This window comes from Bacillus sp. PK5-006, from assembly GCF_054161415.1.
The window spans coordinates 47,919-74,721 of sequence record NZ_CP096414.1 but is presented as its reverse complement, the minus strand read 5'-3'; the positions used below and the strand labels follow the sequence as shown (position 1 = coordinate 74,721).

Here is a 26,803-nt window from a genome sequence, read left to right as displayed (position 1 = left end):
ACTTCTGTGAAGGCTTCCTTCTATAGAAACGGATTATAAAATCTCGTTCCTCTAACAAATGTAATCACTAGCGACACGATCAGCACCACACCAACAAACAATAACGCCGCATAATCTGCTTTTTGAAAGTCTTTTGCTGTAAACCATGTTCGCTTTTTATGCTTTCCAAACCCTCGCAGCTCCATCGCATTGCTGATCGTTTCAATCCGCTCTAGGCTGGAGAAAATCAGCGGCATCACAATCGACAGCGCATTTTTGATTCGTTTTCCCAGCTTTTCATTCTTCGATAAATCAATGCCTCTTGCTTGCTGAGAAATCGCGATCGTGCGAAAATCCCGCTGAATATCTGGAATATAACGAAGAGCAATCGCTACAGCATACGAAATCCGATAGCTGACCCCAATTCGGCTGAGAGATGAGGCGAATTCACTTGGATTTGTTGTCACAATAAATAAAAGCGCTGCTGGCATCACGGTCACGTATTTCAGCGTAATGTTCAATTGATAGAAAAGCTGTTCAAGTGTGACGTTGTACCAGCCTGCAATATGAAACAGCTCGTGCTTTGCTCCGTAGATAGAGACACCTTGCTGGGGTGCAAAGATGTAAATGGCGATGTTGTTGATGACAAGAAAAATCGCAAGGACAATCACCACGAAGGAAATATCACGAAATCGTACGTTCGATAGCTGAAAGAACACGATACTGGCGGCTAACATAAAGACTAAAACGCCTGTATCATACGTGAGCATCGCTGCGGATGACCAGAGGATAAAGCAAATGAGTTTGGTTGCACCTGTCAGCCGGTGAATCGGCGACGGGCGATCGATATAGGACAGCATGTCTACAGCCATGTCATTCGTTCCTTTCTGTCAACCTCAATGAAGCGATCCACGAGTTCATTTGGATTCGGCCAATCTGCTTTCAGCGCCAATTCATACAGCGACGTTTCCTTTAAGCTCGCTTTTTGGACAAGCAGCTGATCTGTCAGCACTTTGGCTGGTGTATCATCTGCGATTTTTTCTCCATCGGAAATAACAATGGTTCTTGTTGTGTATTCGAGCATCAAGTGCATATCATGGGTGATCATGAAAATCGTGACACCCTGCTGATTTAATTGCTCTAAAAACGTCATCATCTCTGTGTAATGTTTAAAGTCCTGTCCTGCGGTTGGTTCGTCTAGGATGAGGATTTCTGGCTCTAAAACAAGAATAGACGCGATGGTGACGCGTTTTTTCTGTCCAAAGCTGAGGGCTGAGACCGGCCAGTTCCGAAATGGATACAGTCCGCACACTTTCAAGACCCGCTCCACCCGTTCCTTGATCTCGTCTTCCTTTACGCCTCTTAAAACGAGACCAAGTGCGACTTCATCAAAGATCATTTGTTTTGAAATCATTTGATTTGGGTTTTGCATGACGACGCCGATTCGTTCAGAGCGCTGTTTGATCGTATCTCCTGTGATGTCATCACCATTTAAAAGAATTGACCCTTTTGTTGGCTTTTCAAATGCACAGAGCACCTTGGACAATGTTGTCTTGCCTGCGCCATTGGCTCCTGCGATGCTAATTATTTCTCCTTTTTTGACAGTAAAAGAGATATTGCTCAACGTATTTGGTCTTGTTGGATAGTCAAAGCTCAGCTCGCGCACTTCTAGTAAATCCTGTGCTGCAATCTGCTCTACTGACGGCTCAGACGCTTCCATCCACTGCTCGATTTTCATTTTTTCCTCATCATTTAAGGTAAGATGATGTAAATTCGCAATTTGATCTCCTGCTTCAATCGGAATGCCTGCATATTTCATAGTTTTTACATATAAAGGCTCACGTAAATAAGCCGCTTCTAATACATTTGAGGCGAGCAATTCATCTGGGGTCATATCCGCTGCAATTTTTCCTTCATTGACAACGATGATACGGTCCACATGACGGAAGAGGACGTCCTCTAATCGGTGCTCAACCATCACGATGGTTTTTTTTCGTTTGTTTTTGCAGCCGGTCAATAAGGTCGATTACTTCTTTGCCTGTTGCGGGGTCAAGGCTTGCAAGTGGTTCATCAAACAGCAAAATGTCGACATCGTTGACAAGTACACCCGCAATGGCGACACGTTGTTTTTGCCCGCCTGACAGCTCATGCACGGACGATGCCAGCTTGCCGTCTACCTCTGTTAATCTAGCTGCTTCCTCGACACGTGTTTTCATTTCTTCTCGTGTGACTTGATCATTTTCAAGCGTGAACGCGATATCTTCTCCAACGGTCAGCCCGATGAATTGTCCATCGGGGTCCTGAAGCACCGTTCCGACAAGCTGTGAGAGGGAGAAAATGTTCTCTTTCTCTGCATTTTTCCCGCTGATGTGAAGACTTCCTTCCATAGAACCTTTATAAGACGCAGGAACTAGCCCATTGATACAATGGGCTAGTGTGCTTTTTCCCGATCCAGACGGGCCTGCGATGAGAACTTTTTCTCCTTCATAGATGGTCAGGTTGATATCCTTTAATGTTGGTTCTGCCTGACTGCGATACTTGAATCCGAAATGTTCGAATTGAATCATCGGTTTCTTCATTTATGTGTTCCACCTTGCTTCATGATGTTTCTTTCGATAGGCTGCCGCTTTTGCTTCTCGTTTTTGCATAGGCTGCAATGATGATGGTTCCTAGTACACCAACTGTGATGATGTTTGAAATTCCTGCCACAATGCCTTGAACAAACACTTTGTTCGCAGGTTCTGCATAGATCACAATGTCAAGAACAGGAGCAATGATAAACCAGCCTAATGCCTGTGCACCTGCTTGTACGGCGTTAAAGAGCGTGATTTTCTTCCAGCCGAAGTCTCCCTCTTCTACTTTTAAACGGTTAGAAATAAAGCCGATCAATAAACCAACCACACCCGATACAATAATCCAGCTCCACCAAGGGCCAAATGTGGTCGCATCTTTAATGAGATGGCCAATAAAACCAATCAGTGCACCTGCAACAGGACCAAATAGCACGGCCATTAATGCAAGGAATGCGTATGAGGTTTCAATTTGCGTATTCGGAATTCCAGTTGGAATAGAGACGAATCGTCCTAGAATCACAAAGACGGCTGCGCCAATTCCAATGGCAACGACAGTTTTCGTTGAAAGTTGTTTTCCTGCCATGATGTATCCTCCTCTTATTCGTATATAATGCGCGGAGCTTTGCGAATCGAAAGGCGCCAGCCTGTGCCTGTACCGATGTTATAAGCCTTTGCAAATGACCCTTGATTGATCGCCACGCCTAAATGGTCGAGTGAATTGACATATACGAGTGGTTCGCCTACCTTTAAGTCGGCAAAAGATCGTCCATAGGTCATGATATTTTTATACACATTTTTCGGCCCGTTGGCAATGGTAACTTCTATTGCATCCCCATAATTAATTGAAAGCTGTTCAAATAGCGTGTGATGAATGTTTGTCCATAGGTTTCCGAATCTCACATCTAAAATATCAATCGTCCCTGTGATCACATCTTCTTCCGCATAAGCCTGTACGACTGGAAGATGGATAATATCATCAATATTCGCCTTTGGCCCAACCTCTTCAAAAGAAATCACACCTGATGCAATTCTCGCCCCTGTATAAGCGTAAATATCTCTCCCATGGAATGTATGTGATTTTCCCGACTTTGGCAGCCGGTTAATGGTTTCATCTAAATAACGGGCTTCCACAATGCCAATATCCTGGGCAACGTGCGTGAGTGTCCCGTTGTCTGGAGTAATGATATAGTGTGAGCTTGTCGTTTTGACGACAAGACTTTTTCTCTCTGATCCAACGCCCGGGTCAACGACGGAAACGAATACCGTCTCTTCCGGCCAGTATGTGACGGTTTGAAGCAGGCGATAAGATGCCTCCCAAATGTCATACTGCGGAATATTGTGTGTTAAATCAAAAATGCGGATGCTGCTGCTGACCGTATTTGCCACTCCGTACATTGCACTGACAGCTCCATCATCAATGCCGAAATCTGATTGTAAAACCAATGCATGTTCACTCATGTCAATCTCCCTTTCATTTGAAAAAATGGATGTGGTGTTTCACGTGGAACATTTGAACAATTGTATGAAAAAAAGTGGACAATAAAAAATACCCCATCCTTATCTTTGAATCATAAGGACGAGGTATTTGTCTCGTGGTACCACCTTTATTTACTGTTTGCTCGCGCTAAACAGCCTCTACAAGTACAAAGCTCCAATCTGGCTCATATACTGTGGTTTTGATAACGAGTACCAACTCTCGTCGTCACCTACTAATATCATAGATATGTTCAGCACGAGGCTCAGAGACCATTTTTCGAATCATTATTTTTGCTTCTTTTCAGCTGCCGAAGCTCTCTGTGGAAAAATTGATGATTGTACTTTCTCTCGTCATTGCCTGTATAACTATCTTGAATTAAAGCTATCATACATGATGTTTTTTGATAAATCAAGATATTTTTCTGAACATTTTTAAAAATGAGTCAACTGGTGCTGGAAGAGTCTTCTTTTTATGAAATTTAAACAAATGTTAAAGAGCGAGATATGGTGTCTTTCTTTTCTAGGGGTATAATAAAGGTGAAGGGAGGTACAGCGTGTGTGGACCATCTGTATGAATGAGTTTAAGCAGCTCTTCAAAAGCACAAAATCTATTTTAACAATTGTTATTATTTTCATTTTATCTACTTTTGTTTCAAGTCTTCCGTTTATCGCTGCTAATCAGGAAAAATGGGAACTGGCAAAGGATCCTTATTCTATTGGGAATGAACTGGTGATGTCTTTATTTGGTTTCTTCCTTATTTTTTTGTTGTCTCATGATATTTTAAGCCGCGAAATTCATTTGAAAACCATTCGTTTTCTCGTCAGTAAAACAACCCGTTTGAACATTATCATCGGGAAATATCTAGGACTGATGCTGTTTTGGCTTAGCTGTATTATGACGACATATGTGCTGAATATGGTGATTTCACACCGTTTTCTGTTCTCAGATGCCTTAAAAATCTTAACCTTTATCAGTGTCGGTATCTCATGTGCTTTATTTTTGTCCATGCTCTTTCCAACACCGCAGAAATCAATGTTTGTCGGTATGTTATTTTCCTTTCTTTTCCCAATCGTCAGTATGATTTCTGTTCTTTCTTCAGAACGAATGATTCATTGGTTCCAATATATGACGCCTTATTATTATGCGCGCTGGAGTGAACCGCTGACCTACGTCCTAATGAACACGGCATTGACCGTTATCTTACTCATTGGAACTGCACTGCTGTTTCAAAGGAGGGATGTGTAGATGCTTCATACAAAAGGGCTCACAAAAAAATATCGTACAAAAGTCGCAATAGATCATATTAATCTTGATGTCAATCAGGGCGATATCTTCGGCCTCATTGGACCAAAGGGATCTGGTAAGACGACGTTTTTCAATATCATTACCGGGATCTCCCGCCCTACCTCTGGTACGTTTACAGTGATGAATATGCCTTCGCTAAAAAAAGTGAGACAGCATATCGGTGTTCTGCCAGAATATACGGATTTATATGAAGGTCTTACGGCTCTTGAGCATATTGCCTATTTATCAAAAATCACCGGAACACGCCAGAGAACGAGTGATTATGAAGAACTGCTCGAATTTGTCGGTTTACATCATGATCATCAGGAGAAGGTCGGTGCCTTCACACCTGGTATGAAGAAACGGCTCGGAATGGCGCAGGCCATCGCCCATCAGCCGGAATTTATTTTACTTGACGAACCTTTTGCCGATATTGATGCAGATTCGATCTTGCACATTCAGCGGGTCATTGAAACATTAAAGGATGAAGGGAAAACCGTCTTTTTAACAGCTGACCGCCCAAGGTTCACCAATAGTATTTGTACCAAAACGGCATTCATTTCTGAAGGAAAATTAGTGTCCCCACATACTCATCCTCAAGAAAAAACCATCACATCCTCAAACATACGTGCAACCTTCAAGCATGCATGGATTGATGATGAGGTGAAACCTGTTCTAACGCAGTACCTACAAACTGTCGGAACAGATCTTGTGATCAGTGATGACGAGACCTCATTGTTAATTCGTTCAGAAGCTCAAGTTCCAGCGATCATTCGCGCTTTCGTGAAGTGTAAAGTCGATTTATACAGAGTCACGGCTCAGGATGCCATGATGTCCTCATAAAAAAGTACCGTACGCTTTCTGCACGGTACTTCTTCTTTTTTATAAAGGTTTACTCATATAAATACCGGTTTCTGCAAATCCCGTTTTCTCGTACAGCGAACGGGCGATTTGATTGTGAGCAAAGACATGGAGCGAGAGTTTTTGCACACCTAATGACTTTGCCTGCTCCTCTAATGCAGCAATGGCCTGCTTTGCAAAACCTTTTCCTCGATAAGCTTCAAACAAAATAAAGTTATAAATAAATCCTTCATGCTGCGGGTGATTCGGGTCATAACAAAGCCAAACCCAGCCAATCGCTTCATCTCCGTTTAAGAAATTCCACAGCTCATGATGCTCTGTCTGAAGTCCTTCTGGAAGCAGCCTGTCAAATTGTTCTTCTGCGTTCGCAAGTGATTCGTCCTTCTTCCATGTTCCTGCGAGTACCTTTTCTTCCGCATACCGCTGAATGGCTTTCTCCATCAATACATCGTAATCAGTTTGTGACATCCGTTGTAGTGTAATCAATCGTACCGCCCCCTCTCCATTATCATATGATGAGCATGCAAAAAAAACCAGTCCCTTACTGGAACTGGTTAGCCGCCATATCGGTCGGTTTGAGAAAGTTTGATCTCTGCTGATTTTTTCTTCCCGCTTCGGTAAAATTGCACCTTTACCTTGTCGCCGACCTTCCTTTGATATAAGTACTTACGAAGATCCACGATATTCTGTACACTCTTGCCATCAAAGGAGGTCACGACATCCAGCTCTTTTAGGCCCGCTTTTCCTGCTGGAGATAACGGCTCAACACTCATGACAACGACCCCGGATGTAACCTTAGATGGCAGTTTCAACGTTTCCTGCCAGTGGTAGCTCGCAATATCCGATAATGATTTCATGCCGACGCCAAGATACGGACGCTTTACCTCTCCGTAGCGCTCTAAATCCTCTATGACAGGGATGACCAGATTCGCTGGAATAGACAGCCCGATTCCTTCTACCTCTGATTCAGCAATCTTCATTGAATTGATGCCGATCACCTTTCCGTCCATATTGATCAAAGCACCACCGCTGTTTCCAGGATTGATGGCAGCGTCTGTTTGCAGTACTTCTGCATTCCAATCCGTCTGTCCGTCTCCATTTGAGTCAACAGGGATTGCTCGCTCCGTACCCGAAATGACCCCTTGTGTGACAGAGCCTGCGAATTCAAGCCCTAATGGATTTCCAATGGCAATGACTGGCTCACCCGGCTTCACATGATCTGAGTTACCGAAGGCTGCCGTTTTCTTGATTTTATCACTTTTGACAGTGAGAACTGCTAAATCCATAAGCTGATCGCTGCCGACAAGATTGGCACCAATTCTTGTCCCGTCATGGAGGCTCACTTCAAGCTGGTTGGCGCCTTTGATGACATGATGGTTTGTGACAATATAAAACGTGTCACCCTTTTTTTTATAGATCACACCTGACCCGCTGCCTGCTTCTCCGCCTTCCTCCCAAAAGCTCGACTTTTGGATATTAATGACGCCGACCACCGTATCTGACATATTAGACACCACTTTCGTGACAGCATCATTGACGTTTACATTCACCGTCTTTAAAGGACCCTGTGATGCTTGCCCATCACCGTTCTGCTGCCATCCAAAGGGACTGCCGCTCTGTCCAGATACATAGGGGAAAAAGAATCCCATTAAAAAAGCTCCTACCAATACACCGATCAAACCAGAAAGAAAATATCCTTTTCTGCTTCGTCTCGGCTTCCACTCTACATCGCGATAATCCACTATGTTTCCTTCCTTTCAGTGAATAGATGATGTATATAGTGTTGGTAAGAAGCTCTTATCTTAATCATACGATTATAAAAATCATACGGCGCAAAGCGGGGTTGCTTTTTTCGGGTCCGTATCAAATAAATCAAAGCCGTCCCCCACAACAAAGCCCTTCATTTCAAGCGTCTGCTGGACCGCCATACGGGCTAAATCCTTCATGTTGTTGTCTTGACTCAAGTGAGCCAAATAAATGCGTGAGGTGGCATCTCCAATGACATCTGTCATCGCAAGAGCAGCATCTTCATTTGATACATGTCCGACATCGCTCAGAATTCTGCGCTTAATGCTCCATGGGTATCGGCCCATTTGCAGCATCCCGACATCATGATTGCTCTCAAACACAAACGTATTGGCTGACTTAATAATGCCTTTCATGCGGTCACTCACATAGCCTGTATCCGTCATGAGGGCAAGTTTGCGCCCTCCATAATGGAACACGTAAAACATAGGCTCTGCCGCATCGTGTGAGACACCAAATGATTCGACATCAAGGCCGCCAAAGGATTGAACGGTCTCCATATCAAAATGGAATTTCTGCTCTGTATCAATTTTTCCGATATGAGATTCCATCGCCTTCCATGTTTTCGCATTTGCATAGACAGGAAGCTTGTACTTTCTTGCCATGACACCAAGCCCTTTAATATGATCGGAGTGCTCGTGTGTTACAAAAATGCCGTCCAAGTCTTCAGGCTTGCGGTCGATTTGGCCAAGCAGCTCGACCATCTGTTTGCCGCTTAAACCAGCATCCACCAAAAAGGCATGCTCGTCTGTTTCTAAATAAAAAGCGTTCCCCGTACTTCCGCTCGCTAGTACACTGAACTGCAAGCTCATGTTCTCTCACTCCATTGAAGATTTGTCATCTTTCTCTATATGATCAAGTGTTGAGCCATCGATGGCATTGATCAAATATTCTTCCTCTGTCTTTTTCTTTGAACCTGCTGATACGCCTTCAAGCTCCACCCGCCATACAGGAACCATGACTTGCGTGCTTGCCCCTGGGTATTGCGTATAGTAGCCAAGCTCTACCTTTTTCACGGTCGTGTTTTGACTCAGCATATTTTGAGTATATAAGTCCTTCACTGTTTCAAGTGCTGGGACAAGGGTTTCTTTTCTCACTTCATTAATCGATGTCACCATCGATTGCTGATATGAGACGACTTCGTTTTGATCGTTGAGATTTAAGGTAATTTGCCCGATGGTTTCGGTGTCATCAAGGCCTTCTTGGAAGATGTATTTCCCTTTATACGTTTGGAAAAAGACGATTTTCCCTGTCTCCTCATCTATATTCCACAGCTTATAATTCTTCCCATCCAGCAAACGCTGGTTCACAAGGTTCGTCGCCGCTGTTTTCATATCCTTTTTCGGCAAGGCAACTGGCTTGTTGAAGGTCATTTCAAGCAGCGTGACAGGATCATCTTTTTCTGTTTTCGGGAATGTGCTTTTCGCCTTTTGATCAGCTAATCCGTCGACATCCTTTTTCGTATATTGCTTCTTTTCAGCTGTAATGCGGTATCCAATCTTCGCTTCATCTGATAGATTGCCATATTTGATCCCGTCTGCCTTCATTTCTTCCAGCGTATCCGTTTTTTCGATAATCGCAAAATGATCGGTTGACCGTTTTTCAAAGTATTGAAAACCTAGAAAGATATCGAGAACGAGAAAGGCTAGGATAAAGATCGTTTTGGTCTTATTCCACTCCATGATTCTCGCTCCCCTCTGTCAAAAGATCATTCGATAGAATCACGGTTTTGCCGTTATACTTCATACACCATACAGGCTCCAGCCAGACAAACATCGCTTGATCTTGATCTGATGGAGTTGAAGCAGCTTGATATGCAGGGAAAATCTGTTCAATTTTCTCCAGATCATCATATTTCGTCTGCTTGATGATCAAGTCCTTCAGCTCTGTCCCGTTCATCAGCTTGACCTGTTCACTTTGACTCGCTTTATTGCCAAGAATATAGTTTGGACGCTTGTAATTCAAAATGTCATCATTTGCCCATTGGACTTCAAGGGAGGTCATCCCAAATGGATGCTTTGTACTGTTCACAATCGGCAGACCGTCCATAAACATATTAAAGGACAGCTGCTGGTTGCTGTTGATACCAAAATATTGATAGTCATCAGTAAAGCTTCCCGTATCATTGAAATATTTCACGCTTCGCTTAATCAAATCCCCCGTTTGGAAAACAGTGCTGGAATTGATATTGCGGTGCTGATATTGAATGCGGTGGTCTTTTTGATTAGCTTCAAGGCGGCTTGTGCCATCTGTGTATACCGTCCGGTTTAAATTAGATTCCTCACCGACAAGGCTCGGGTCCGTAAACAAAGCGTCTTTGAACTTGTTTGTCTTAATCGTTTCGATAAAGAACATCTTCGCTTCAAGCTGCTTTTGCTTTCTCGGAAGAAGGAAATCTCGTTTAGAATTCGTCGAGAATGTATAAAGATCATAGCGCGGCATCTCGTTTTGAGCGGCTGCGATACTGTTCATTAGATTACGGTAATTGGCGGACTCAATTGTCAGCTCAAGCACCGTCTCCTTGCTGTATGAGACCAAATACACTTTTTTATTCGCCTTATCCTGCTGGGCGAACGGCACGATCATCCGATCAAACGAGTTGTATTCAATGGACTTGTTCGGCCATTTAAAGAGCGCTTGGAAAATATCAATCGGAATCGGATCATTGAACACAAGATCCAATGTCTTCCCTTGTCCTTCGCGTCCATAGAAGAAATTCTTAAATTTCTGCTCGGAATATTGATCTGACACATCATTAATCTCTTTGACATCCCAAAGGCTCACATCATTCCAAAAGTTTTGAAAGAGTTCCTTTTGATCCACTTTAAAATGCTCTCCATTTGAATGAATGAACATCTCGCGCGGCTTCACGACATCAATGAGACTTCTAGGCTCGTCGCTTGAAATCTTCTTCGTTTCCACGACCTTTGTGCCGGTATCTGCCTGATCCTGCATGACGGGCTGGAACATCCAGATATTCCACGTAAATACAAGACTGATCGCAATTAGGATTGTCAATATTATGGTTTTAAAGGTCTCACGCTTCATCCCAATCATCCTCTTGTTCTTCATTGTACGGAAGGGTAAAGGTCACCGTTGTCCCTTTTCCTTCAATGCTGTCAGCCCAAATATCTCCGCCATGAGCTTGAACCATTTCTTTTGCAATCGCAAGACCGAGGCCGGTTCCGCCAAGCTTTCTTGTTCTTGCTTTATCTACCCGATAAAAACGTTCAAAGATTTTATCCATATCCTTCTTCGGAATACCGATTCCTTCATCTTTCACGCTGAATAACACAAGGCCTTTCTCTTCATCCAGATCAACGGTAAACGTGATGTGTCCACCCTCTGGTGAGTATTTCATGGCATTGGAAATGATATTATCGAGCACCTGTGTAATTTTATCTTGGTCGATTTCTACATATACTTCACGCTGCGGCAGGTTGCGGATAAAATCGACATGCTGCTCCTTCGTCATTTCAAAACGATCAATGACGAGCGAGATAAACCTGATAAAGTTCGTCCACTCACGGTTGAATTGATAATCCTTGCTGTCGAACTTAGACAGCTGCAGCAGGTCATTGACAAGCCGGATCATGCGCTCCGTTTCATTTTGCGTGACACTGAGGAATCTTGGCGCTAGCTCTTTATCACCAATCGCACCTTCAGCCAGTGCCTCAAGATAGCTTCGCATCGTCGTCAGCGGTGTGCGCAGCTCATGCGATACGTTCGCTACGAATTCACGGCGTTCAGCATCAATTTTCTCCTGCTCTGTGACGTCATAAATGACCGCAATTAAGCCATCAATTTTCCCATGCTCTTTCTGAATGACGGAGAAATTAACACGCAATACAGACAGCTGGTCTTCGCGCTCAATTTCTATCAGCATGGAATCTTGATTTTCGACTAAATCTTCAAATGTATGAGTTTCTTCTAAGCCAAGCAAAGACGTGATCGGCATCTCTAAAGCTGTTTCACGTGAAACATTTAACAGCTCTAATGCGGGGCTGTTTAATAGAATAATCGCACCGTTTTGGTTCGTTGCGATGACACCGTCCGTCATATAGGCAATGACAGAAGAAAGCTTTTTCCGCTCCCCCTCCGTCATCAGCTGAGCTTCCTCCAGCTCTCTCGTCAGATGGTTAAAGGTTGTCGCAAGCTGGCCAATCTCGTCATGTCCATACTTCCGGACCTTTCTGGAGAAGTTCCCTTTGGCAAGCTCGATCGCCTGCTTTCTCATATCTGAAATAGGATGAGTGATCGTTCTAAAGATGAAGATACCAAGTAGAGCAGTCGTCCCAAGTGCAATCAGTGTCCCAGTCGCTAAAATGGTGTTAATGGTTCGCATTTGGTTAAACACACTTTCCATTGAAGACACAACATAAATCACACCAACGGTCTCTTGGTTCTCATTTTTTACGGCTGTCGCAGAAATACGGACCCTTTTATTTGACTCAGGGTCATAGAATTTTTTCTCATAGTCTTTGCCAACTGCGAAAATACGGCTAATGATTTGATCAGTAATTTTCTTACCGGCAATCTCTTGACTGCCGTTATTTACAGAGGCAATGACCTCTCTGCTTTCGTCAATATAGCTGACTTCAGAGATTTCATTAGACTCATCCTTGTTGTTAAAATCGTTTAATATCTTTTGAGCATCCTCTTTTAATTCTGCCTTGCTCTTCGATGAATCTTGTTCTAGGTAATACGATAACGAGTAGATTCGCTGATTCAAGGAATTATCATATGAATTAATTAAGGACTGCTCTAGCTGCTTCACAAAGTACACGCCAATGATCTGCATGGCAACGATGATCAGCAGCACGTAAATCAAGGTCAATTTAAAGTGAATCGAGCGAAAAAAACCTACTTTACTCATAAGAATCTTAGTCCTGTTCTGGGTTTCTTAAATAGTAGCCGACGCCTCGTCTTGTCACGATCCAGCTCGGGTGACTAGGGTTGTCTTCAATCTTCTCACGAAGACGGCGGACTGTAACGTCTACTGTACGGACATCTCCGAAGTAATCGTAGCCCCATACCGTTTGCAGCAAGTGCTCACGTGTCATGACTTGTCCGATATGTTTCGCTAAGTAATGAAGCAGTTCGAACTCACGGTGCGTTAATTCTATCGTTTCCTCGCGCTTAGACACCACATACGCATCTGGATAAATAACAAGTGATCCAACCTCAATATCATTTGATTCAGATTCTTCCTCCGTCTGCGGAGCAGCGGTTTGTCTTCTCAAATTCGCTTTCACACGGGCAAGCAGCTCACGTGTGCTGAAAGGCTTCGTCACATAATCATCTGCGCCAAGCTCAAGGCCGATGACTTTATCAATTTCAGAGTCTTTTGCTGTCAGCATGATAATCGGCATGTCATATTTCTTTCTCACTTCACGGCATACTTCAACACCATCTTTATTCGGCAGCATAATGTCGAGCAGAATAATGTCCGGCTTGATTTCTTCTACCATTTCAAGGGCTTCGTTTCCATCATATGCACAATGAACCTCATAGCCCTCTTTCCTTAAATTAAATTCCAATATATCAGCAATCGGTTTTTCATCATCTACGACAAGAATCTTTTTTTCCATTGTGATTTCCTCCTGCATTTTTAGCATCTATGTCATTCCATTTTGCATGTATCATTACGCCTTTTCCGTTTATGAAAAAAAGGCTCACTGTCTATTATAACGTTTTACGTGGCAAAGATAAAAATAATAACGGCTTTCTTTTCTAGTAAACGTTGGATAGGAAGGCGCCGCCCGAAAAAATTGATGACTTTTTCCTTTTTTATTGAAACTTTTCCAATCACCAGCCGTCTATATAGATGTAACGTCTTCTTCTTATGGAGCCGGGCCCTACCTAGGTCCGGCTTCTCCCTTTTTATGCCTTCTTTTCATAATAAAAACGCACCTGCGATTGCAGATGCGTTTGGAAGTGGCTCGGGACGGAATCGAACCGCCGACACACGGATTTTCAGTCCGTTGCTCTACCAACTGAGCTACCGAGCCATCATCAAAAAGATGAATATGTATAAATGGCGGTCCGGACGGGACTCGAACCCGCGACCTCCTGCGTGACAGGCAGGCATTCTAACCAACTGAACTACCGGACCTCAGTAACTTGCCCGAAAAAGCAATCGTGGTGCTCCTTCAAGCAAGTGAGGAAAAAATTAGCTTAACGCTAAAGTAAATCAATGACCCGTACGGGATTCGAACCCGTGTTACCGCCGTGAAAGGGCGGTGTCTTAACCGCTTGACCAACGGGCCAATACATGGTGAGCCATGAAGGACTCGAACCTTCGACCCTCTGATTAAAAGTCAGATGCTCTACCAACTGAGCTAATGGCTCTCGGTTTGTGAAAAGTGAATCTGAAGAAGCTGTATTGCGCCAAACCAATCGCTTTAAAAAAGCTGGAACATCGCATCCTAACAAGTTTCAGAGACCTTTGCAACAACGAGATTTATAATATCATAGAGTAATTACATATGGCAATACGTTTTTCGACATTTTTTTAAAAAAAGTGTCGGATTTAAATATCTCCTATCAAAGCCCCCGCTTCTGCAACCGCCTTCATTAGATACGCCTTTTCGGGTGACCTCTGCCTACTCAAACACATAGGTACGTTTCAGGCCGCTCAAAAATGGCTATACATGAAATAAGTGACATTGTCATTGAAAAAGGAGGAAGCAGTATGAGTTCATTCAAATTAGGAGATAAAATGCCCAACTTTTCACTTCCAACAATACAGGGCGATCACATTGATTTCGACAAACATTTAGAGGAGCATCAAAGCTGGCACCTGATCGTTTTCTTTAGAGGATCTTGGTGTCCGGTATGTGTAGAAGAGTTAAAAGAACTCGAACAGCAGCAATCATATTTTCAGGACAAGGATATTCACTTGATGGCGATTTCCACGGATAACCCTGATGACTTGAAGGCATTTGCGGATAAAGAGGAACTATCCTTCCCGATCATGTATGACCATGACCTCACGTCATTAAAAGCATATGAAGTCCACTATCACGGAGAAGATGCCCCATATGAAGATCACGGGGTGCACGGTGAACCCGCCTATTTCTTATTAAATGAAAAAGGTCAAGTGCTCTATCAGCAAAGACAAACAAGTCCGTTTGGCAGACCGCACGCCAACGAACTACGCAAAATCATCCAGTACATCCGTAAAAATTTAAAAGGCCAATATAAAAGCCTGAAGTAAGGAAAAAGCCCTCATGATGAGGGCTTTTTTTATGAACGCTTTTTGTTAAATAGCCAGTCAGCGGAGAAAAAAACAAGGAGTCCCGCCATGAGAATGACAAAGGTGACGGGTGGTTTATTCCCCTGGAAATACATGTACAGCGCATGCCCTCCTAATGCGAGAAGATAAAAGACAAATGCTGTTACAGCTGCTTTATGTGTATTCGCTTGTTCTCTTTTCGTCATTTTTTTAAAAAACATTGTGTCTATCCCCTTTATGCTGCTTTTTTATCGTCACCCGACGAAGTGCCCGTGAACGGATATATTCCATTGGTCCAATTCTCCAAATCTTTAGACAAACTGCTGAAATCGCGATTTGCAGAAGTGAAATCAACAGCCATGCCAATACAATAAGAGGCGCATTGATTTGACCGCTAAGACCCAATCCCCAGCTATAAAAAAGAATGGAGCAGATAATATTTTGCAGGATGTAGCAGCTAAGCGCCATTTTCCCTACATATTCAAACCAAGTCCACATGAACCATGACTCCGTGCGTGCGAGGAGCTTCGCAATGACAGCTATATAGAAAATAGAGAGGAATGGTGAAAAGGCGTAGCGCACCACAAATTCCACTAAATCGTTCGGTACGAAAACTAGTGCATTCAGCGGCAGACCAATCCACAGTCCGATTCGGAACAATATTTTCCGGAGAGATTGTCCGCGTTCATTTGCATAAAATACACCAGCTCTCATCATCCGCACACCTAATAAAAACAGAAATGTGTTCATTGGAATAATAAAGACCGCTTCTTCTCGGTACATGAAGAAGTATTGTAACCGTTCTTGAACCTGCGAGATCCATGTCTCTGGCAGCTGCTCTTCCAGCGCTGGTTCACCGCTTTGATCATCGGTCGCTGACTCCATTTCAGAGAGGGAGTACAGCATCAGACATGACATCATGAGCAGATGAATCACACCTGAGAACACCATGCCCTTTTTGATGCGCCTGCTTCCTCCCCGTACAATGTAAGCCACAAGCAGCCCCGTAACGGCATAGCTCATGAGCACATCATATTCCATCACAAGTGTAAAATGAACAAAGCCTTCGATAAATAAAAATAAAAGAATCCATAAATAAGTACCCGGCCAAGGCGTGTCCTTCCTTTTTGCCTGCTGGTATTTCAGCTCCAATCCAACACCAAACATGATCGTGAGCAGCGAGAGCATTTTTCCATAAACGAACATGGAGACAAGACTTTCTAGAAAACTACCATTTTCATATTCATCCGCAATCTGATCTGTCGCAAAGGTATCCCCTGCATACGCAAAAAACCAGACGTTCGTTCCCAAGGTGCCTAGTATGGCAAAACCTCGTAAAATATCTAATAATCGTATTCTTTCTTTCACTAGAACGCTCCTTCCCTCCTATACAGTTATCATATTTTGGTAATGACCGGAAGCCTGCTCTACTGAAATTAAGAAATATTTAAACAAAAAAACACCAGTAAAATGCGAGATTTTACTGGTGCCTCATCAATCTATTCTTATGGACGGTACACGCTGCGGACAACGTTCGTTTGTGAACGATCTGGTCCGACTGAGAAAATGGAAAGTGGAATACCTGTTAATTGTGAAATGCGCTCTAAATAATGGCGGGCATTTGCAGGCAGTTCACTTAAGTTCTTTACGCCTGTAATATCCTCTGTCCATCCTGGCATTTCTTCGTAGACAGGCTCACATTTCGCTAATTCATTTAGGCTTGCTGGGAATTCCTCAGTGATTTCTCCATTCAATTTATAAGCGACACAGATTTTCAATTTTTCAATCCCTGTCAGTACATCAATTGAGTTAAGAGATAAATCTGTAATTCCGCTCACACGGCGTGCATGACGGACAACAACGCTGTCAAACCAGCCGACACGGCGCGGGCGTCCAGTTGTCGTACCGTATTCACGGCCAACCTCACGAATTTGATCGCCAATTTCATCATGGAGTTCTGTTGGGAATGGGCCATCTCCAACACGTGTTGTGTACGCTTTTGACACGCCGACTACATGTTGAATTTTTGTTGGTCCTACACCAGAACCAATCGTCACGCCTCCAGCTACCGGGTTAGATGACGTCACAAATGGGTATGTCCCTTGATCGATATCAAGCATGACCCCTTGTGCTCCTTCAAATAACACGCGGCGGCCTTCATCTAGTGCATCATTCAAAACAACAGATGTGTCTACGACATATTTTTTCACTTGCTGGCCATATTCATAATACTCGTCTAAAATATCTTCAATCTTGAAGCCTTCTGTGTCGTACATTTTCTCTAAAAGACGATTTTTCTCTTCTAGATTGCGTGCAAGCTTTTCTTCAAATACTTCACGATCTAATAGATCTGCGACGCGGATACCAACGCGGGCAGCTTTATCCATATAAGCTGGTCCGATTCCTTTTTTCGTCGTACCGATCTTGTTAGCCCCTTTCCGCTCCTCTTCTACCTCGTCCAATTTTAAATGGTAAGGCAGAATAACATGGGCTCTATTGCTGATTCTGAGGTTATCTGTACTCACATTCCGTTCGTGAAGATACGCAAGCTCAGTGACCAACGCTTTAGGATCAACCACCATTCCATTACCGATGACACAAGTTTTCTCTTTATAAAAAATACCGGATGGAATGAGGTGTAGCTTGTATGTCACTCCATCAAATTTGATCGTGTGACCTGCATTGTTTCCCCCTTGATAACGGGCAATCACCTCTGCATTTTCTGAAAGGAAATCGGTAATTTTCCCTTTCCCTTCGTCACCCCACTGCGTACCTACTACGACTACTGAAGACATATCGTGCACCTCCGTTAACCTTTCAAAACGTTATCTCTTTCAAACACATTTATTTTATCAATGCACAACGAAAAAGTCAACGCTAAATCCGAACATTAATATCTCGAAATTGAATTTTGTTCGTTTTAAATATAAGAAAAAGCGCTTTAATCGTCTCTTCAGTGCTTAAAAAGGGAGATTTTGAGTAAAAACAACGATTTTGATTTGTCCCTATTTTGATTGATTTTGAATCAGCTGAATCATTGAACTTGCCATAAAATCAGGTGAGTACGGTCTTCCTGTCCTCAGCCACCATTCAGCCGTGCCAGCATAAGCGGACATGACGAATTGTTTCTGCATGTCGAGAGGAACAAGATGCCGAGCAACCTTTTTACCTGCGACCTCCTCTGCCCCTAAAGAAAAGCTATCTTCAAAAAAAGCACAAACCGTTTGACGAATATTGAGCTCTCGGCCTCTTTTCAAGAGAATTTGATACTCCTCTTCATGTTCCTGCAAATGCTGATAAAATCGAAAAATATACACATATGCTGCATGCTCTTCTTGCCAATCTTCTTCCGATACAGGAGCAAAAATAGCATCTTTCATCACATCAAACATCTCAGCCATCACCTGCTGGGCAAGATCAAATTTATCCTCATAATGCTGATAAAAAGTCGTCCGGTGGATGCCTGCCCTCTTCGTCAAATCCTGTACAGAAATTTTGCCCCACTCTTTTTCTCTTAATAACTGAAATAACGCTTTTCTTAAATGCTGTTTTGATTCCGTTGCGCGCTTATCCCCTCTGTAGCAGTCCGCCACAAGCCGCTCTCCCCTTCCTCTTTTCTTCAACAGATTTCGTTTTTCTGTTGGTTGAATCCTCCAGGCTGATGAATTAACTTTAATCTAACACAATGAAAAAAAGGAATCATCTGACAACCCATAAGGAGTGATAATCGTGGAAACAACAACACCAAATGCCGTGCAAAAAGCGTTATTAAGAGGGAAACATAAGCAGGATCCGTATCACCCGTTCGATTGGTATGCCAACATGCGTCAGACATCACCTGTTCATTTTGATGAAGCTAGCCAAACGTGGAGTGTATTCACCTACGAGGAAGCAAAGCGTGTGACAATCGATAAAGATACCTTTTCGAGTCAGCCGCCTAAAGACCGGCGGAAGCATTCCTTGATGAAAACAATGGTGATGATGGACCCGCCCAATCACACTCGCATCCGCTCCATTGTCAGCAAAGCCTTTACACCTCGAGTCATGAAATCGTGGGAGCCGCGTATTCAAGAATTGATGGAAGAACTCATGGCAGAATTAGAAGAAAAACAAGAGATTGACCTTGTTCAAAACATTTCGTATCCACTCCCAGTCATCGTGATCGCAGAGCTTTTAGGTGTGCCGTCAGAGCATAAACAATCCTTTAAAGAATGGTCAGATATTCTCGTCAGTATGCCTAAAAGTGAAGATACGGAGGATGTCGCTGAATGGCAGAAAATTCGGGACCAAGGAGAAGCTGACATGATGGCGTTTTTTGCAGACACTATTGAAAGAAAACGTCACAACCTCGGTGATGATTTGATTTCTCTCCTCATCCAAGCGGAGGAGAATGGAGACAAGCTGTCAGCGGATGAATTAATTCCATTCTGTAATCTTCTTCTTTTAGCTGGCAATGAAACAACCACTAATTTGATCTCCAATATGGTCTTTAGCTTGTTAGAACAGCCAGGTACGTATAAAGCACTCGCTCAATCTCCTGAACTTATTCCTCGAGCGGTAGAGGAAGCAGTCCGTTTTCGTGCACCAGCTCCTACGATCGTCCGCTATGTCACAGAAGACACAGTGCTCGGAGGAAAAATGTTGAAAAAGGGGGACAATGTCATCGTGTTTCTTGCGTCTGCCAACCGGGATGAGCGTCATTTTTCAAACGCACATGAATTTGATATACACCGCCATCCTAACCCTCATATTGGTTTCGGGCACGGCATCCATTTCTGTCTAGGCGCACCGCTTGCTCGTCTTGAAGCATGCACTGCTATGAAGGTCTTAATGGAACGATATGAGGCGCTGGAGCTTCTCTCTTACGTTCCAATGACAAGCAGTAGTATGTATGGATTGAAAGAGCTGAAACTGCGTGTGACATCTCGTTCATAACAGAAAAGACTCCCGGACGTGGGAGTCTTTTTTTAAACGGGGGTGATTCCATCTGTGTTCATGAGGACAACTCGGTACCCATCTGGATCTTCAATGGTTGCTCCTCCTCGTTCCCAATATGGATTTGTTGAGGTGACTTGCCGTCCGCCAAATGAGAGCAATCTCTTTTTCATTTGCTGAAATTCCTCTGCATCTGGAATATAAAAAACAAGCAGCTGTTCTGGATGCGGGACGGGCAGGCTGTCTTCTTCTTCATGTTTGGTGATTTCTAAATGAACATGCTGGTGAGGCAGCCCTAGCATCACACCATCGTACCCTTCATGCTGATCAAATGAGCCTATTCGTTTGAGCCCTAAGCCTTCTTCATAAAAAGAAACAACCTCTTTCATGTTGACGGTTGGGCGTGCGATACGTAATTGAGCGGCTTCAAACTGTTGAAATTTCATCAGTCTTCACTCCTTTTCTCCTTTTAGTATACGCTCTCTCTTTTTCTCTCTCCTCCTCATTTTGATTGTTTTTTCAATCATTCTTTCGATGTAGATCAATCAAAAAAGCCCAGCTTCTTGAGCTGGGCTTTAAGCACCGGGCGGAACTCCCGCATCATCAAATCTTCTTTCCAGATTGACGAACTTGTTATATTCTTTGACGAACGCCAGTGATACTGTACCAACTGGACCGTTACGCTGTTTGGCAATAATGATTTCAATAATGTTCTTATTCTCTGATTCTTTGTCATAGTAATCATCACGATAAAGGAATGCCACGATATCGGCATCCTGCTCGATACTTCCTGATTCACGAATATCAGACATCATCGGACGTTTGTCCTGACGCTGCTCTACCCCACGGGAAAGCTGAGACAAGGCAATAACCGGAACTTCAAGCTCCCTTGCCAGCGATTTTAATGCCCTAGAGATTTCAGAAACCTCCTGCTGACGGTTATCACTTGACCGTCCGCTTCCTTGAATGAGCTGCAAGTAGTCAATCAGGATCATGCCAAGACCATTTTCTTGCTTCAAGCGGCGGCATTTCGAGCGAATTTCACTTACTCTAATTCCAGGTGTATCATCAATGAAAATCCCACTGTTTGACAGCGAGCCCATCGCCATTGTCAGCTTGCCCCAGTCCTCTTCTGTCAGATTACCGGTTCTTAGGTTTTGTGCGTTGATATTCCCCTCTGCACAAAGCATACGCATAACGAGCTGCTCAGCTCCCATCTCTAAACTAAAGATAGCAACACTTTCGTCCGTTTTGGTCGCAACATTTTGGGCAATGTTCAATGCGAAGGCGGTTTTCCCTACTGATGGACGAGCCGCTACAATGATTAAATCATTTCGCTGGAATCCAGCTGTCATCCGGTCAAGCTCAGAGAAACCTGTTGGAATCCCTGTGATATCGCCTTTACGGTTATGAAGCTGTTCAATATTATCGTATGTTTGAACAAGTACGTCCTTAATGTTTTGAAAGGCTCCTGAGTTTTTACGCTGCGCCACTTCCATAATGGTCTTTTCAGCATCGCTCAACAGGTCCTCTACTTCATCCTCACGCGTGTATCCATCTTGTGCAATGGTTGTCGCCGTACGGATCAGACGTCTTAAAATGGATTTCTCTTCTACAATTTTTGCATAGTATTCAATGTTTGCGGCAGTTGGGACAGAGTTCGCAATATCGGTTAAATACGAAATCCCGCCTACCTCTTCTAGTAAATCTGTATTGGCAAGCTCAGATGTCACCGTGACAAGATCGACCGGTTCTCCTCTATCGCCAAGTACAAGCATCGCATTGTAAATCTTTTGATGCGACATTCTATAGAAATCCTCTGGAATTAATACCTCAGAAGCGAGCGTTAGCGCAGATGGTTCTAAAAAAACAGCACCTAATACGGCCTGCTCGGCTTCTATATTTTGCGGCGGCAGCCGGTCATCGAGAAGTTCCGTCATGCCAAGCACCGTCCTTTCATAAAAAAATACGCTACTCATCATTTTAACATTTTCATCAATAAAAAAGTGAAAAACATCGACTATAGTCAAAATTACCATGTTGATATTTTGTGCAAACCAGCGCATTTCAATAGAAAAGACTCTGTAACATCAATTGTTATAGAGTCTTTCGTTATCGCTAATGATTTTGTATCTGTCATCGTTCAAGTTTTGTTAATCTATCGCTTTCTTAACCCCATAATTCACCTTTTGACCAATGTCTTGTAAAGAACCGTTTTGATAACCAATAGATAACACCAAATCTGGAATGGAATCAAACCCGTTTTTGGCTAGGTCAAATAGCTGTGCTCCATAATGTGAAGCGGCAACGCGCGCATTTTCTGCTGTATATGGATTTTTAAGAATTTCTTCTTTGTATAGATCAAAAATATTCGTTCCGTTATCCGTTACAAATTGACCGTTTACAATGCTTAAATCCTTTAAATTGTAGCCTGTGACCGTTTTGATTTGATTGACAAGATGGAACTTGGCCAGAGAATCCGGTGTGAATTGAGTAGAATCATCATTTCTGCTTTTCATAATATGGAAAAATAGTTCTCTTGTATTGTTGGTTGTATTTAATAAGTCTTCTATTTGTTTCATCAGCGATTCGTCTGTTGATCCACTCACCACTAATTTGAAATTATTTGGATCAATGGTAAAAGTTAAATTTGTGTTTTTAGGAATGGTTATACCGTTTTTAGAGAATAAATCTTGTAATTGTTCGTTGACCTTTTGACGATTGAATATTTTTTTCTCTACGCTTTCTTGGGTTGGATCGTACCGTTTTTCATTACGGAAGATGGCATCATTAAAGTCATATTGTCCACCTTTATTATTCCTTGCCCAACTCATTTCCATAATGTAAGCAGCTTCTCTTTCCGGTTTTGTTAGATCACTTCTGAAATAAGAAGAGTAAGGGTTTCTATACTTATTATATATATGGTCTTGAGGATCATTGAAACGTTTATTTTGTTCATTTATTTTTTCGTATTTTTCATCTAATATTTTCATCCGTCTATCAGATTCGGTCATCACCTCATTTGTACTTTTAATCGTTGATTGGTCTTTAGAGTCTATTCGGTTCTGATTGTTTGAAGCTGCCGTGTATGACGTATTAATATTCATTTTGATTCTCCTTTTTTAAAAAATTAGTGATTATTAAATATATCGGCATTTCAGTTAAAATTTGTTAGTTTTGATCCGATATAGTAATTATTACAAGGAGGGTTAAAATATGACAAATACTATCTTCAAACGTTTTTTATTACCTGCATTGGCATTCGTGCTTGTTACTAGTTTTTTTGCACCTCATTCAGCGGAAGCGGCTATTACGGGGAATAACAGTCCTAACACAGCCAGCTCAATGGGATATTGGAAAAATAGTCGTTCAGATACAACAATCTTACCTGAAGGTGAAAATGAAGCGTATTATCAGTTCACGATCAATAAAGGTGAAAGGGTTTATGTAAGAAGTTCGTATAATAAGCAATATACAGGGATGAAAATCGAAGTGTATAATTCGAAAAACTCTAGGACAGGGTCCGAAGTTATTAATCCTGATTCAATAACGCCATTTATTTTTGCCAACACTGGTGAAGTTACTTCAACTTCAGAAACTTATTTTGTGAAAGTGACCCGTGGGACATATACGGGAAATATGTATTTTACTGTTTCCATCCAAGATCGTATCAAATCTGGGAATGGGACATTCAATTTTACGGGGACTGCTACTAACTTGGGGAATTCTTCTTTAAATTTTTTAGGAGTTGATTCTTCAGTCATTACAATGGATTTAACTAATAATTCCACAGTTCCTAAACGTGCTGTCGTTAAATCGATTTCAACGACTAGTACCCAATCGCCTAACCAAGGAAATGTCACACACAAACTGATGGCTAGTGAAAGTAATATTTGGTACACATCACTTGTTTCATCTGCAACAAGTGGGTCCTATCGTATTTCACTGGAAGATGAATTAAAAGTGGCTCAAAAATGGAGCTTTAAGTACAACGCAAAGGCTACTGCGAGATCTACTATGAGCAATGTCAAAGCCGATATTCGTTACGAATATGATGTCACAGATGGATTTTAATTGAATGGTGTTTGCAGAAAAAAAGTAAGGGGACATCCCTTACTTTTTTAATTGCCGCATTTTTGATGCTATATGATATTTGGCCAACTTTAAAACAGCACCGTCCTTTCATAAGAAATACGCTGCTCATAAAAAATGAAGGTGTTAATGGTGGTTTTGCTTGAGGGCGTGTTGAAAGAGGAGGATGGTGATCATATCGGTGGCTCGCTGGTATAAATCCCATTGTTCATAGGCTGCAAATGTCATCCGTATTTCATGTAATGATTGCTTCATTTCTTGATATTCTTCCACTGTAAACGTATTTTTCAGTTTGAGCTGATGTTCAAGCAGTTTTAGCCTTAGCTTTCCTAATGGAGTTTTCATTCTGCCTACATTCCCTTCGATCTTGTCTTCCTTAGAAAATTGTATATGAATTTACGCATGAGATTGAATAAGTTGTGAGATATGCTCACCAGCTTTTCGAAAAATTCTCCTCTTTTTTCCTAAAAATACAAGAAGGTCTATAGACTTATTTTTCCTCAAAATGATTTCAAGAAGAAAAACCTATATATATTCCTGAATCAAACAGAAGAAAATGGTAAATATCCCGTGACGGTCAAGGTCTTTTGGCATTTCTCCTCTTTTTAAATGACTCAGTCCGGCATTCCCTATTTCCATTCATTTGGTAGTTATTTAGTCCTTTATTTTCCGAAAATTTAGATCAAATTATCAATTACACTACTTAATGAACATTTGACTTCATAATTGATAACCATTATCATTTGATTTGCTTGCGTGATAATTGAGAATCATTTTCATTTGAAGGGACCATTCTTCAATCTCTACACTCATCCTATATCCGCAAGCCTGCTTTTATCAGCATATGAGAGTCAATTTGAGGAAGGGGATATTTTACACATGTCCAAACGCCCTGAAGGAATGGGTACTGAGGATTCTCTTTTCAGAGAAAGCCGTCCTTTTTTTATACCTGGGACGGAGCAGCTGGATATCACAGCACACCCTTACAGACTTTTTATATTTAAACCGAATACAACTCCTCCAGCGGCTGGTTTTCCAGTCATGTACGTGCTTGATGGAAATTCACTTTTTGGCACAATGGTCGAAGCACTTCGTTTACAGTCAAGAAGGCCTGAAAAAACAGGTGTCGTACCTGCCATCATTGTTGGAATTGGCTATCAGACAGAAGCTCCCTATCATCCGCTCAGGCATTATGATCTCACTCTTACCGGCCCTGACGCTTCCATTGGCGGCAAAAGAAAGGACTTCTCCAACCATACATATGGCGGGGCCTCTGCGTTCTTTTCTTTTTTAGAAAAGATTGTAAAGCCTTATATCGAGCAGCGCTTTCCGATCAACCAGAGTCGTCAAACACTGTTTGGACACTCTCTTGGCGGTCTTTTTGTATTACACACACTATTTGAGCACCCTGATGCTTATCAGACATATATTGCGGGCAGTCCTTCTATCCACTGGAACAAAGAATTATTTCTAGAAAAGGAACACCAATTCACCAGCCATATACGTCAGATGTCTAAGAATGTCAGGCTGCTTGTAGGTGTAGGTGAGTTAGAAAAACATCATCCGTGTCAAATGAATGATCATGCACATGGACTAGCAAATCGTATGCTGCCTTTATCCGCATATGGCTTGCATACGTCCTATCACGAATTCCCTGAAGAAGGACATACGTCCGTTTTACCGGTGCTGATGAATTACGCTTTTCGTTTTGCACTCTATCATAATGATCCTTTCACAACCACAGACATGAAGGAAAGGCAGTGAACACATGAAACACAATGGTCTATCTCAAAAAATTGCCTTGATCACAGGCGCAGGTCAAGGTATTGGACAAGCAGTCGCAAAAAGACTAGCCGAAGAAGGTGCGATTATTGCAGCAGTTGACGCAAATGAAGAGCAGCTGCAAAGCACCGTCCAGCAAATGAAGGATGAAGGCATACGTGCCTTTGCCTATCCAGGTGACATCACCGATCAAGCTTCTGTTCAGCACATTGTCGATCAAATTGAAAAGCAGCTTGGCCCCATTTATTTACTGGTCAATGTAGCAGGCATTCTTCGAATGGGTTCTATCGACCAGCTTAGTGCAGATGACTGGCAACAAACTTTTGCTGTCAACACACATGGTGTCTTTTACGTTTCTCAAGCGGTCTCCAAATACATGAAGAAAAGATCAGAAGGGGTCATTGTGACTGTCAGCTCTAACGCAGGTGCCATTCCTAGAATGAATATGGCTGCCTATGCCGCTTCAAAAGCAGCAGCTACTTCCTTTACAAAAACGCTTGGTTTAGAGCTGGCTGCTTATGGCATTAGATGCAACGTCGTCTCTCCCGGCTCTACCGCAACACCCATGCAATGGGCTTTATGGTCTAATGAACAAGGAGAAAATCAGGTAATTAAAGGCTCATTAGAGACGTATAAAACCGGTATTCCTTTACAAAAAATCGCTGATCCTCAAAACATTGCTGATGCAGTCATCTTCTTTGCATCTGAGCAATCCAGTCATATTACGATGCAGAACCTCACGATTGATGGCGGCGCAACACTCGGAATCTAACATTT

Annotated in this window: 25 protein-coding genes, 4 tRNA genes, 1 pseudogene and 1 other annotated feature; of the genes and pseudogenes, 7 read left to right on the top strand and 23 right to left on the bottom strand. The window is 42.5% G+C overall.

Annotation, left to right across the window (positions count from 1 at the left end):
• Nucleotides 1–20: 20 nt before the first annotated feature.
• From M1D84_RS00370 to M1D84_RS00355, 4 genes and pseudogenes are all read right to left on the bottom strand, one after another.
• Entirely contained in the window at nt 21–851 is an 831-nt protein-coding gene (locus tag M1D84_RS00370) for an energy-coupling factor transporter transmembrane component T family protein (protein ID WP_458106365.1), read from the bottom strand.
• Nucleotides 842–2,558: pseudogene (locus tag M1D84_RS00365) on the bottom strand (DUF3744 domain-containing protein). Before M1D84_RS00365 ends, M1D84_RS00370 begins: the two are co-directional and overlap by 10 nt.
• A 19-nt stretch (nt 2,559–2,577) precedes the next feature.
• A complete protein-coding gene (locus M1D84_RS00360) occupies nt 2,578–3,135 on the bottom strand; it encodes an ECF-type riboflavin transporter substrate-binding protein (protein WP_024424020.1) in 558 nt (185 codons plus the stop codon).
• A gap of 14 nt (nt 3,136–3,149) precedes the next feature.
• Nucleotides 3,150–4,010: an SAM hydrolase/SAM-dependent halogenase family protein gene (locus M1D84_RS00355; RefSeq protein WP_024427616.1), complete on the bottom strand. Its 861-nt coding sequence runs from the start codon at nt 4,008–4,010 to the stop codon at nt 3,150–3,152.
• A gap of 111 nt (nt 4,011–4,121) precedes the next feature.
• Nucleotides 4,122–4,392 (bottom strand) — a binding site (T-box leader).
• A 192-nt stretch (nt 4,393–4,584) separates the two neighbouring features.
• On the opposite strand from M1D84_RS00355, the gene M1D84_RS00350 reads away from it, so the two are divergent.
• Both M1D84_RS00350 and M1D84_RS00345 read left to right on the top strand, forming a co-directional pair.
• Nucleotides 4,585–5,274 carry an ABC transporter permease subunit gene (locus tag M1D84_RS00350; RefSeq protein WP_151040680.1) on the top strand — a complete coding sequence of 230 codons (690 nt, stop codon included), beginning with the start codon at nt 4,585–4,587 and terminating at the stop codon, nt 5,272–5,274.
• Nucleotides 5,275–6,156 carry an ABC transporter ATP-binding protein gene (locus tag M1D84_RS00345; RefSeq protein WP_024427618.1) on the top strand — a complete coding sequence of 294 codons (882 nt, stop codon included), beginning with the start codon at nt 5,275–5,277 and terminating at the stop codon, nt 6,154–6,156.
• A 39-nt stretch (nt 6,157–6,195) separates the two neighbouring features.
• Here the strand turns inward: M1D84_RS00345 and M1D84_RS00340 are convergent, their stop codons facing one another.
• From M1D84_RS00340 to M1D84_RS00290, 11 genes are all read right to left on the bottom strand, one after another.
• Nucleotides 6,196–6,660, bottom strand: coding sequence for a GNAT family N-acetyltransferase (locus tag M1D84_RS00340; RefSeq protein WP_024424024.1), 465 nt, complete (start codon nt 6,658–6,660; stop codon nt 6,196–6,198).
• A 68-nt stretch (nt 6,661–6,728) separates the two neighbouring features.
• On the bottom strand, nt 6,729–7,919 hold the full coding sequence (locus M1D84_RS00335; protein WP_440179611.1) for a S1C family serine protease: 1,191 nt from the start codon (nt 7,917–7,919) through the stop codon (nt 6,729–6,731).
• A gap of 78 nt (nt 7,920–7,997) precedes the next feature.
• The gene (locus M1D84_RS00330; protein WP_024424026.1) at nt 7,998–8,792 is read right to left on the bottom strand and encodes an MBL fold metallo-hydrolase; all 795 of its coding nucleotides are present in this window, start codon (nt 8,790–8,792) and stop codon (nt 7,998–8,000) included.
• 6 nt (nt 8,793–8,798) lie between these two features.
• Nucleotides 8,799–9,662, bottom strand: a complete 864-nt coding sequence (locus M1D84_RS00325) for a two-component system regulatory protein YycI (protein ID WP_151040676.1) — start codon at nt 9,660–9,662, stop codon at nt 8,799–8,801.
• A complete protein-coding gene (gene yycH / locus M1D84_RS00320; protein ID WP_024424028.1) occupies nt 9,649–11,028 on the bottom strand; it encodes a two-component system activity regulator YycH in 1,380 nt (459 codons plus the stop codon). The genes M1D84_RS00325 and yycH overlap by 14 nt, the downstream gene beginning before the upstream one ends.
• Entirely contained in the window at nt 11,018–12,856 is a 1,839-nt protein-coding gene (walK, locus tag M1D84_RS00315; protein ID WP_024424029.1) for a cell wall metabolism sensor histidine kinase WalK, read from the bottom strand. Before walK ends, yycH begins: the two co-directional genes overlap by 11 nt.
• 7 nt (nt 12,857–12,863) lie before the next feature.
• Nucleotides 12,864–13,571: a response regulator YycF gene (gene yycF, locus M1D84_RS00310; RefSeq protein WP_024424030.1), complete on the bottom strand. Its 708-nt coding sequence runs from the start codon at nt 13,569–13,571 to the stop codon at nt 12,864–12,866.
• 347 nt (nt 13,572–13,918) lie between these two features.
• A tRNA-Phe gene (locus M1D84_RS00305) sits at nt 13,919–13,991 on the bottom strand.
• 27 nt (nt 13,992–14,018) lie between these two features.
• Nucleotides 14,019–14,095: transfer RNA gene (locus M1D84_RS00300), tRNA-Asp, on the bottom strand.
• An 82-nt stretch (nt 14,096–14,177) separates the two neighbouring features.
• Nucleotides 14,178–14,249, bottom strand: a tRNA-Glu gene (locus M1D84_RS00295).
• 6 nt (nt 14,250–14,255) lie between these two features.
• Nucleotides 14,256–14,331, bottom strand: a tRNA-Lys gene (locus tag M1D84_RS00290).
• A 343-nt stretch (nt 14,332–14,674) separates the two neighbouring features.
• On the opposite strand from M1D84_RS00290, the gene M1D84_RS00285 reads away from it, so the two are divergent.
• Complete coding sequence (locus M1D84_RS00285; protein ID WP_149126095.1) at nt 14,675–15,199, top strand: peroxiredoxin family protein; 525 nt, start codon at nt 14,675–14,677, stop codon at nt 15,197–15,199.
• A gap of 29 nt (nt 15,200–15,228) precedes the next feature.
• On the opposite strand, the gene M1D84_RS00280 is transcribed toward M1D84_RS00285, so the two are convergent.
• The 4 genes from M1D84_RS00280 to M1D84_RS00265 all read right to left on the bottom strand — a co-directional run bounded on the left by M1D84_RS00280 (nt 15,229) and on the right by M1D84_RS00265 (nt 18,810).
• On the bottom strand, nt 15,229–15,438 hold the full coding sequence (locus M1D84_RS00280) for a hypothetical protein (RefSeq protein ID WP_149126094.1): 210 nt from the start codon (nt 15,436–15,438) through the stop codon (nt 15,229–15,231).
• A complete protein-coding gene (locus M1D84_RS00275) occupies nt 15,428–16,585 on the bottom strand; it encodes a DUF418 domain-containing protein (RefSeq protein ID WP_149126093.1) in 1,158 nt (385 codons plus the stop codon). Before M1D84_RS00275 ends, M1D84_RS00280 begins: the two co-directional genes overlap by 11 nt.
• Nucleotides 16,586–16,722: 137 nt before the next feature.
• Nucleotides 16,723–18,012 (bottom strand): adenylosuccinate synthase, encoded by a 1,290-nt coding sequence (locus M1D84_RS00270; protein WP_024424032.1) that lies wholly within the window; start codon nt 18,010–18,012, stop codon nt 16,723–16,725.
• 210 nt (nt 18,013–18,222) lie between these two features.
• Complete coding sequence (locus M1D84_RS00265) at nt 18,223–18,810, bottom strand: TetR/AcrR family transcriptional regulator (RefSeq protein WP_172880892.1); 588 nt, start codon at nt 18,808–18,810, stop codon at nt 18,223–18,225.
• Between the two features lie 136 nt (nt 18,811–18,946).
• On the opposite strand from M1D84_RS00265, the gene M1D84_RS00260 reads away from it, so the two are divergent.
• A complete protein-coding gene (locus tag M1D84_RS00260; protein WP_172880894.1) occupies nt 18,947–20,152 on the top strand; it encodes a cytochrome P450 in 1,206 nt (401 codons plus the stop codon).
• 32 nt (nt 20,153–20,184) lie between these two features.
• Here M1D84_RS00260 and M1D84_RS00255 read toward each other — a convergent pair whose 3' ends face one another.
• From M1D84_RS00255 to M1D84_RS00245, 3 genes are all read right to left on the bottom strand, one after another.
• On the bottom strand, nt 20,185–20,598 hold the full coding sequence (locus tag M1D84_RS00255; protein ID WP_024424033.1) for a VOC family protein: 414 nt from the start codon (nt 20,596–20,598) through the stop codon (nt 20,185–20,187).
• 129 nt (nt 20,599–20,727) lie between these two features.
• A complete protein-coding gene (gene dnaB, locus M1D84_RS00250; RefSeq protein WP_003214779.1) occupies nt 20,728–22,092 on the bottom strand; it encodes a replicative DNA helicase in 1,365 nt (454 codons plus the stop codon).
• Nucleotides 22,093–22,305: 213 nt separating this feature from the next.
• Complete coding sequence (locus M1D84_RS00245; RefSeq protein ID WP_332285538.1) at nt 22,306–23,259, bottom strand: DUF4885 family protein; 954 nt, start codon at nt 23,257–23,259, stop codon at nt 22,306–22,308.
• Between the two features lie 109 nt (nt 23,260–23,368).
• On the opposite strand from M1D84_RS00245, the gene M1D84_RS00240 reads away from it, so the two are divergent.
• Nucleotides 23,369–24,226 carry a hypothetical protein gene (locus M1D84_RS00240; protein WP_042968152.1) on the top strand — a complete coding sequence of 286 codons (858 nt, stop codon included), beginning with the start codon at nt 23,369–23,371 and terminating at the stop codon, nt 24,224–24,226.
• A 144-nt stretch (nt 24,227–24,370) separates the two neighbouring features.
• On the opposite strand, the gene M1D84_RS00235 is transcribed toward M1D84_RS00240, so the two are convergent.
• The gene (locus M1D84_RS00235; RefSeq protein ID WP_024424038.1) at nt 24,371–24,589 is read right to left on the bottom strand and encodes a hypothetical protein; all 219 of its coding nucleotides are present in this window, start codon (nt 24,587–24,589) and stop codon (nt 24,371–24,373) included.
• A 534-nt stretch (nt 24,590–25,123) separates the two neighbouring features.
• Here M1D84_RS00235 and M1D84_RS00230 point away from each other — a divergent pair.
• Entirely contained in the window at nt 25,124–26,008 is an 885-nt protein-coding gene (locus tag M1D84_RS00230; protein ID WP_257802277.1) for an alpha/beta hydrolase, read from the top strand.
• A 4-nt stretch (nt 26,009–26,012) separates the two neighbouring features.
• On the top strand, nt 26,013–26,798 hold the full coding sequence (locus M1D84_RS00225) for a 2,3-dihydro-2,3-dihydroxybenzoate dehydrogenase (protein ID WP_257802276.1): 786 nt from the start codon (nt 26,013–26,015) through the stop codon (nt 26,796–26,798).
• Nucleotides 26,799–26,803 lie beyond the last annotated feature (5 nt).

Coding starts and splice junctions, on each gene's coding strand:
- M1D84_RS00370 (WP_458106365.1), bottom strand. CDS start 851: ATGGCTGTAGACATGCTGTCCTATATCGATCGCCCGTCGCCGATTCAC.
- M1D84_RS00360 (WP_024424020.1), bottom strand. CDS start 3,135: ATGGCAGGAAAACAACTTTCAACGAAAACTGTCGTTGCCATTGGAATT.
- M1D84_RS00355 (WP_024427616.1), bottom strand. CDS start 4,010: ATGAGTGAACATGCATTGGTTTTACAATCAGATTTCGGCATTGATGAT.
- M1D84_RS00345 (WP_024427618.1), top strand. CDS start 5,275: ATGCTTCATACAAAAGGGCTCACAAAAAAATATCGTACAAAAGTCGCA.
- M1D84_RS00330 (WP_024424026.1), bottom strand. CDS start 8,792: ATGAGCTTGCAGTTCAGTGTACTAGCGAGCGGAAGTACGGGGAACGCT.
- M1D84_RS00325 (WP_151040676.1), bottom strand. CDS start 9,662: ATGGAGTGGAATAAGACCAAAACGATCTTTATCCTAGCCTTTCTCGTT.
- yycH (WP_024424028.1), bottom strand. CDS start 11,028: ATGAAGCGTGAGACCTTTAAAACCATAATATTGACAATCCTAATTGCG.
- walK (WP_024424029.1), bottom strand. CDS start 12,856: ATGAGTAAAGTAGGTTTTTTTCGCTCGATTCACTTTAAATTGACCTTG.
- yycF (WP_024424030.1), bottom strand. CDS start 13,571: ATGGAAAAAAAGATTCTTGTCGTAGATGATGAAAAACCGATTGCTGAT.
- M1D84_RS00285 (WP_149126095.1), top strand. CDS start 14,675: ATGAGTTCATTCAAATTAGGAGATAAAATGCCCAACTTTTCACTTCCA.
- M1D84_RS00280 (WP_149126094.1), bottom strand. CDS start 15,438: ATGTTTTTTAAAAAAATGACGAAAAGAGAACAAGCGAATACACATAAA.
- M1D84_RS00270 (WP_024424032.1), bottom strand. CDS start 18,012: ATGTCTTCAGTAGTCGTAGTAGGTACGCAGTGGGGTGACGAAGGGAAA.
- M1D84_RS00255 (WP_024424033.1), bottom strand. CDS start 20,598: ATGAAATTTCAACAGTTTGAAGCCGCTCAATTACGTATCGCACGCCCA.
- dnaB (WP_003214779.1), bottom strand. CDS start 22,092: ATGACGGAACTTCTCGATGACCGGCTGCCGCCGCAAAATATAGAAGCC.
- M1D84_RS00245 (WP_332285538.1), bottom strand. CDS start 23,259: ATGAATATTAATACGTCATACACGGCAGCTTCAAACAATCAGAACCGA.
- M1D84_RS00240 (WP_042968152.1), top strand. CDS start 23,369: ATGACAAATACTATCTTCAAACGTTTTTTATTACCTGCATTGGCATTC.
- M1D84_RS00235 (WP_024424038.1), bottom strand. CDS start 24,589: ATGAAAACTCCATTAGGAAAGCTAAGGCTAAAACTGCTTGAACATCAG.
- M1D84_RS00230 (WP_257802277.1), top strand. CDS start 25,124: ATGTCCAAACGCCCTGAAGGAATGGGTACTGAGGATTCTCTTTTCAGA.
- M1D84_RS00225 (WP_257802276.1), top strand. CDS start 26,013: ATGAAACACAATGGTCTATCTCAAAAAATTGCCTTGATCACAGGCGCA.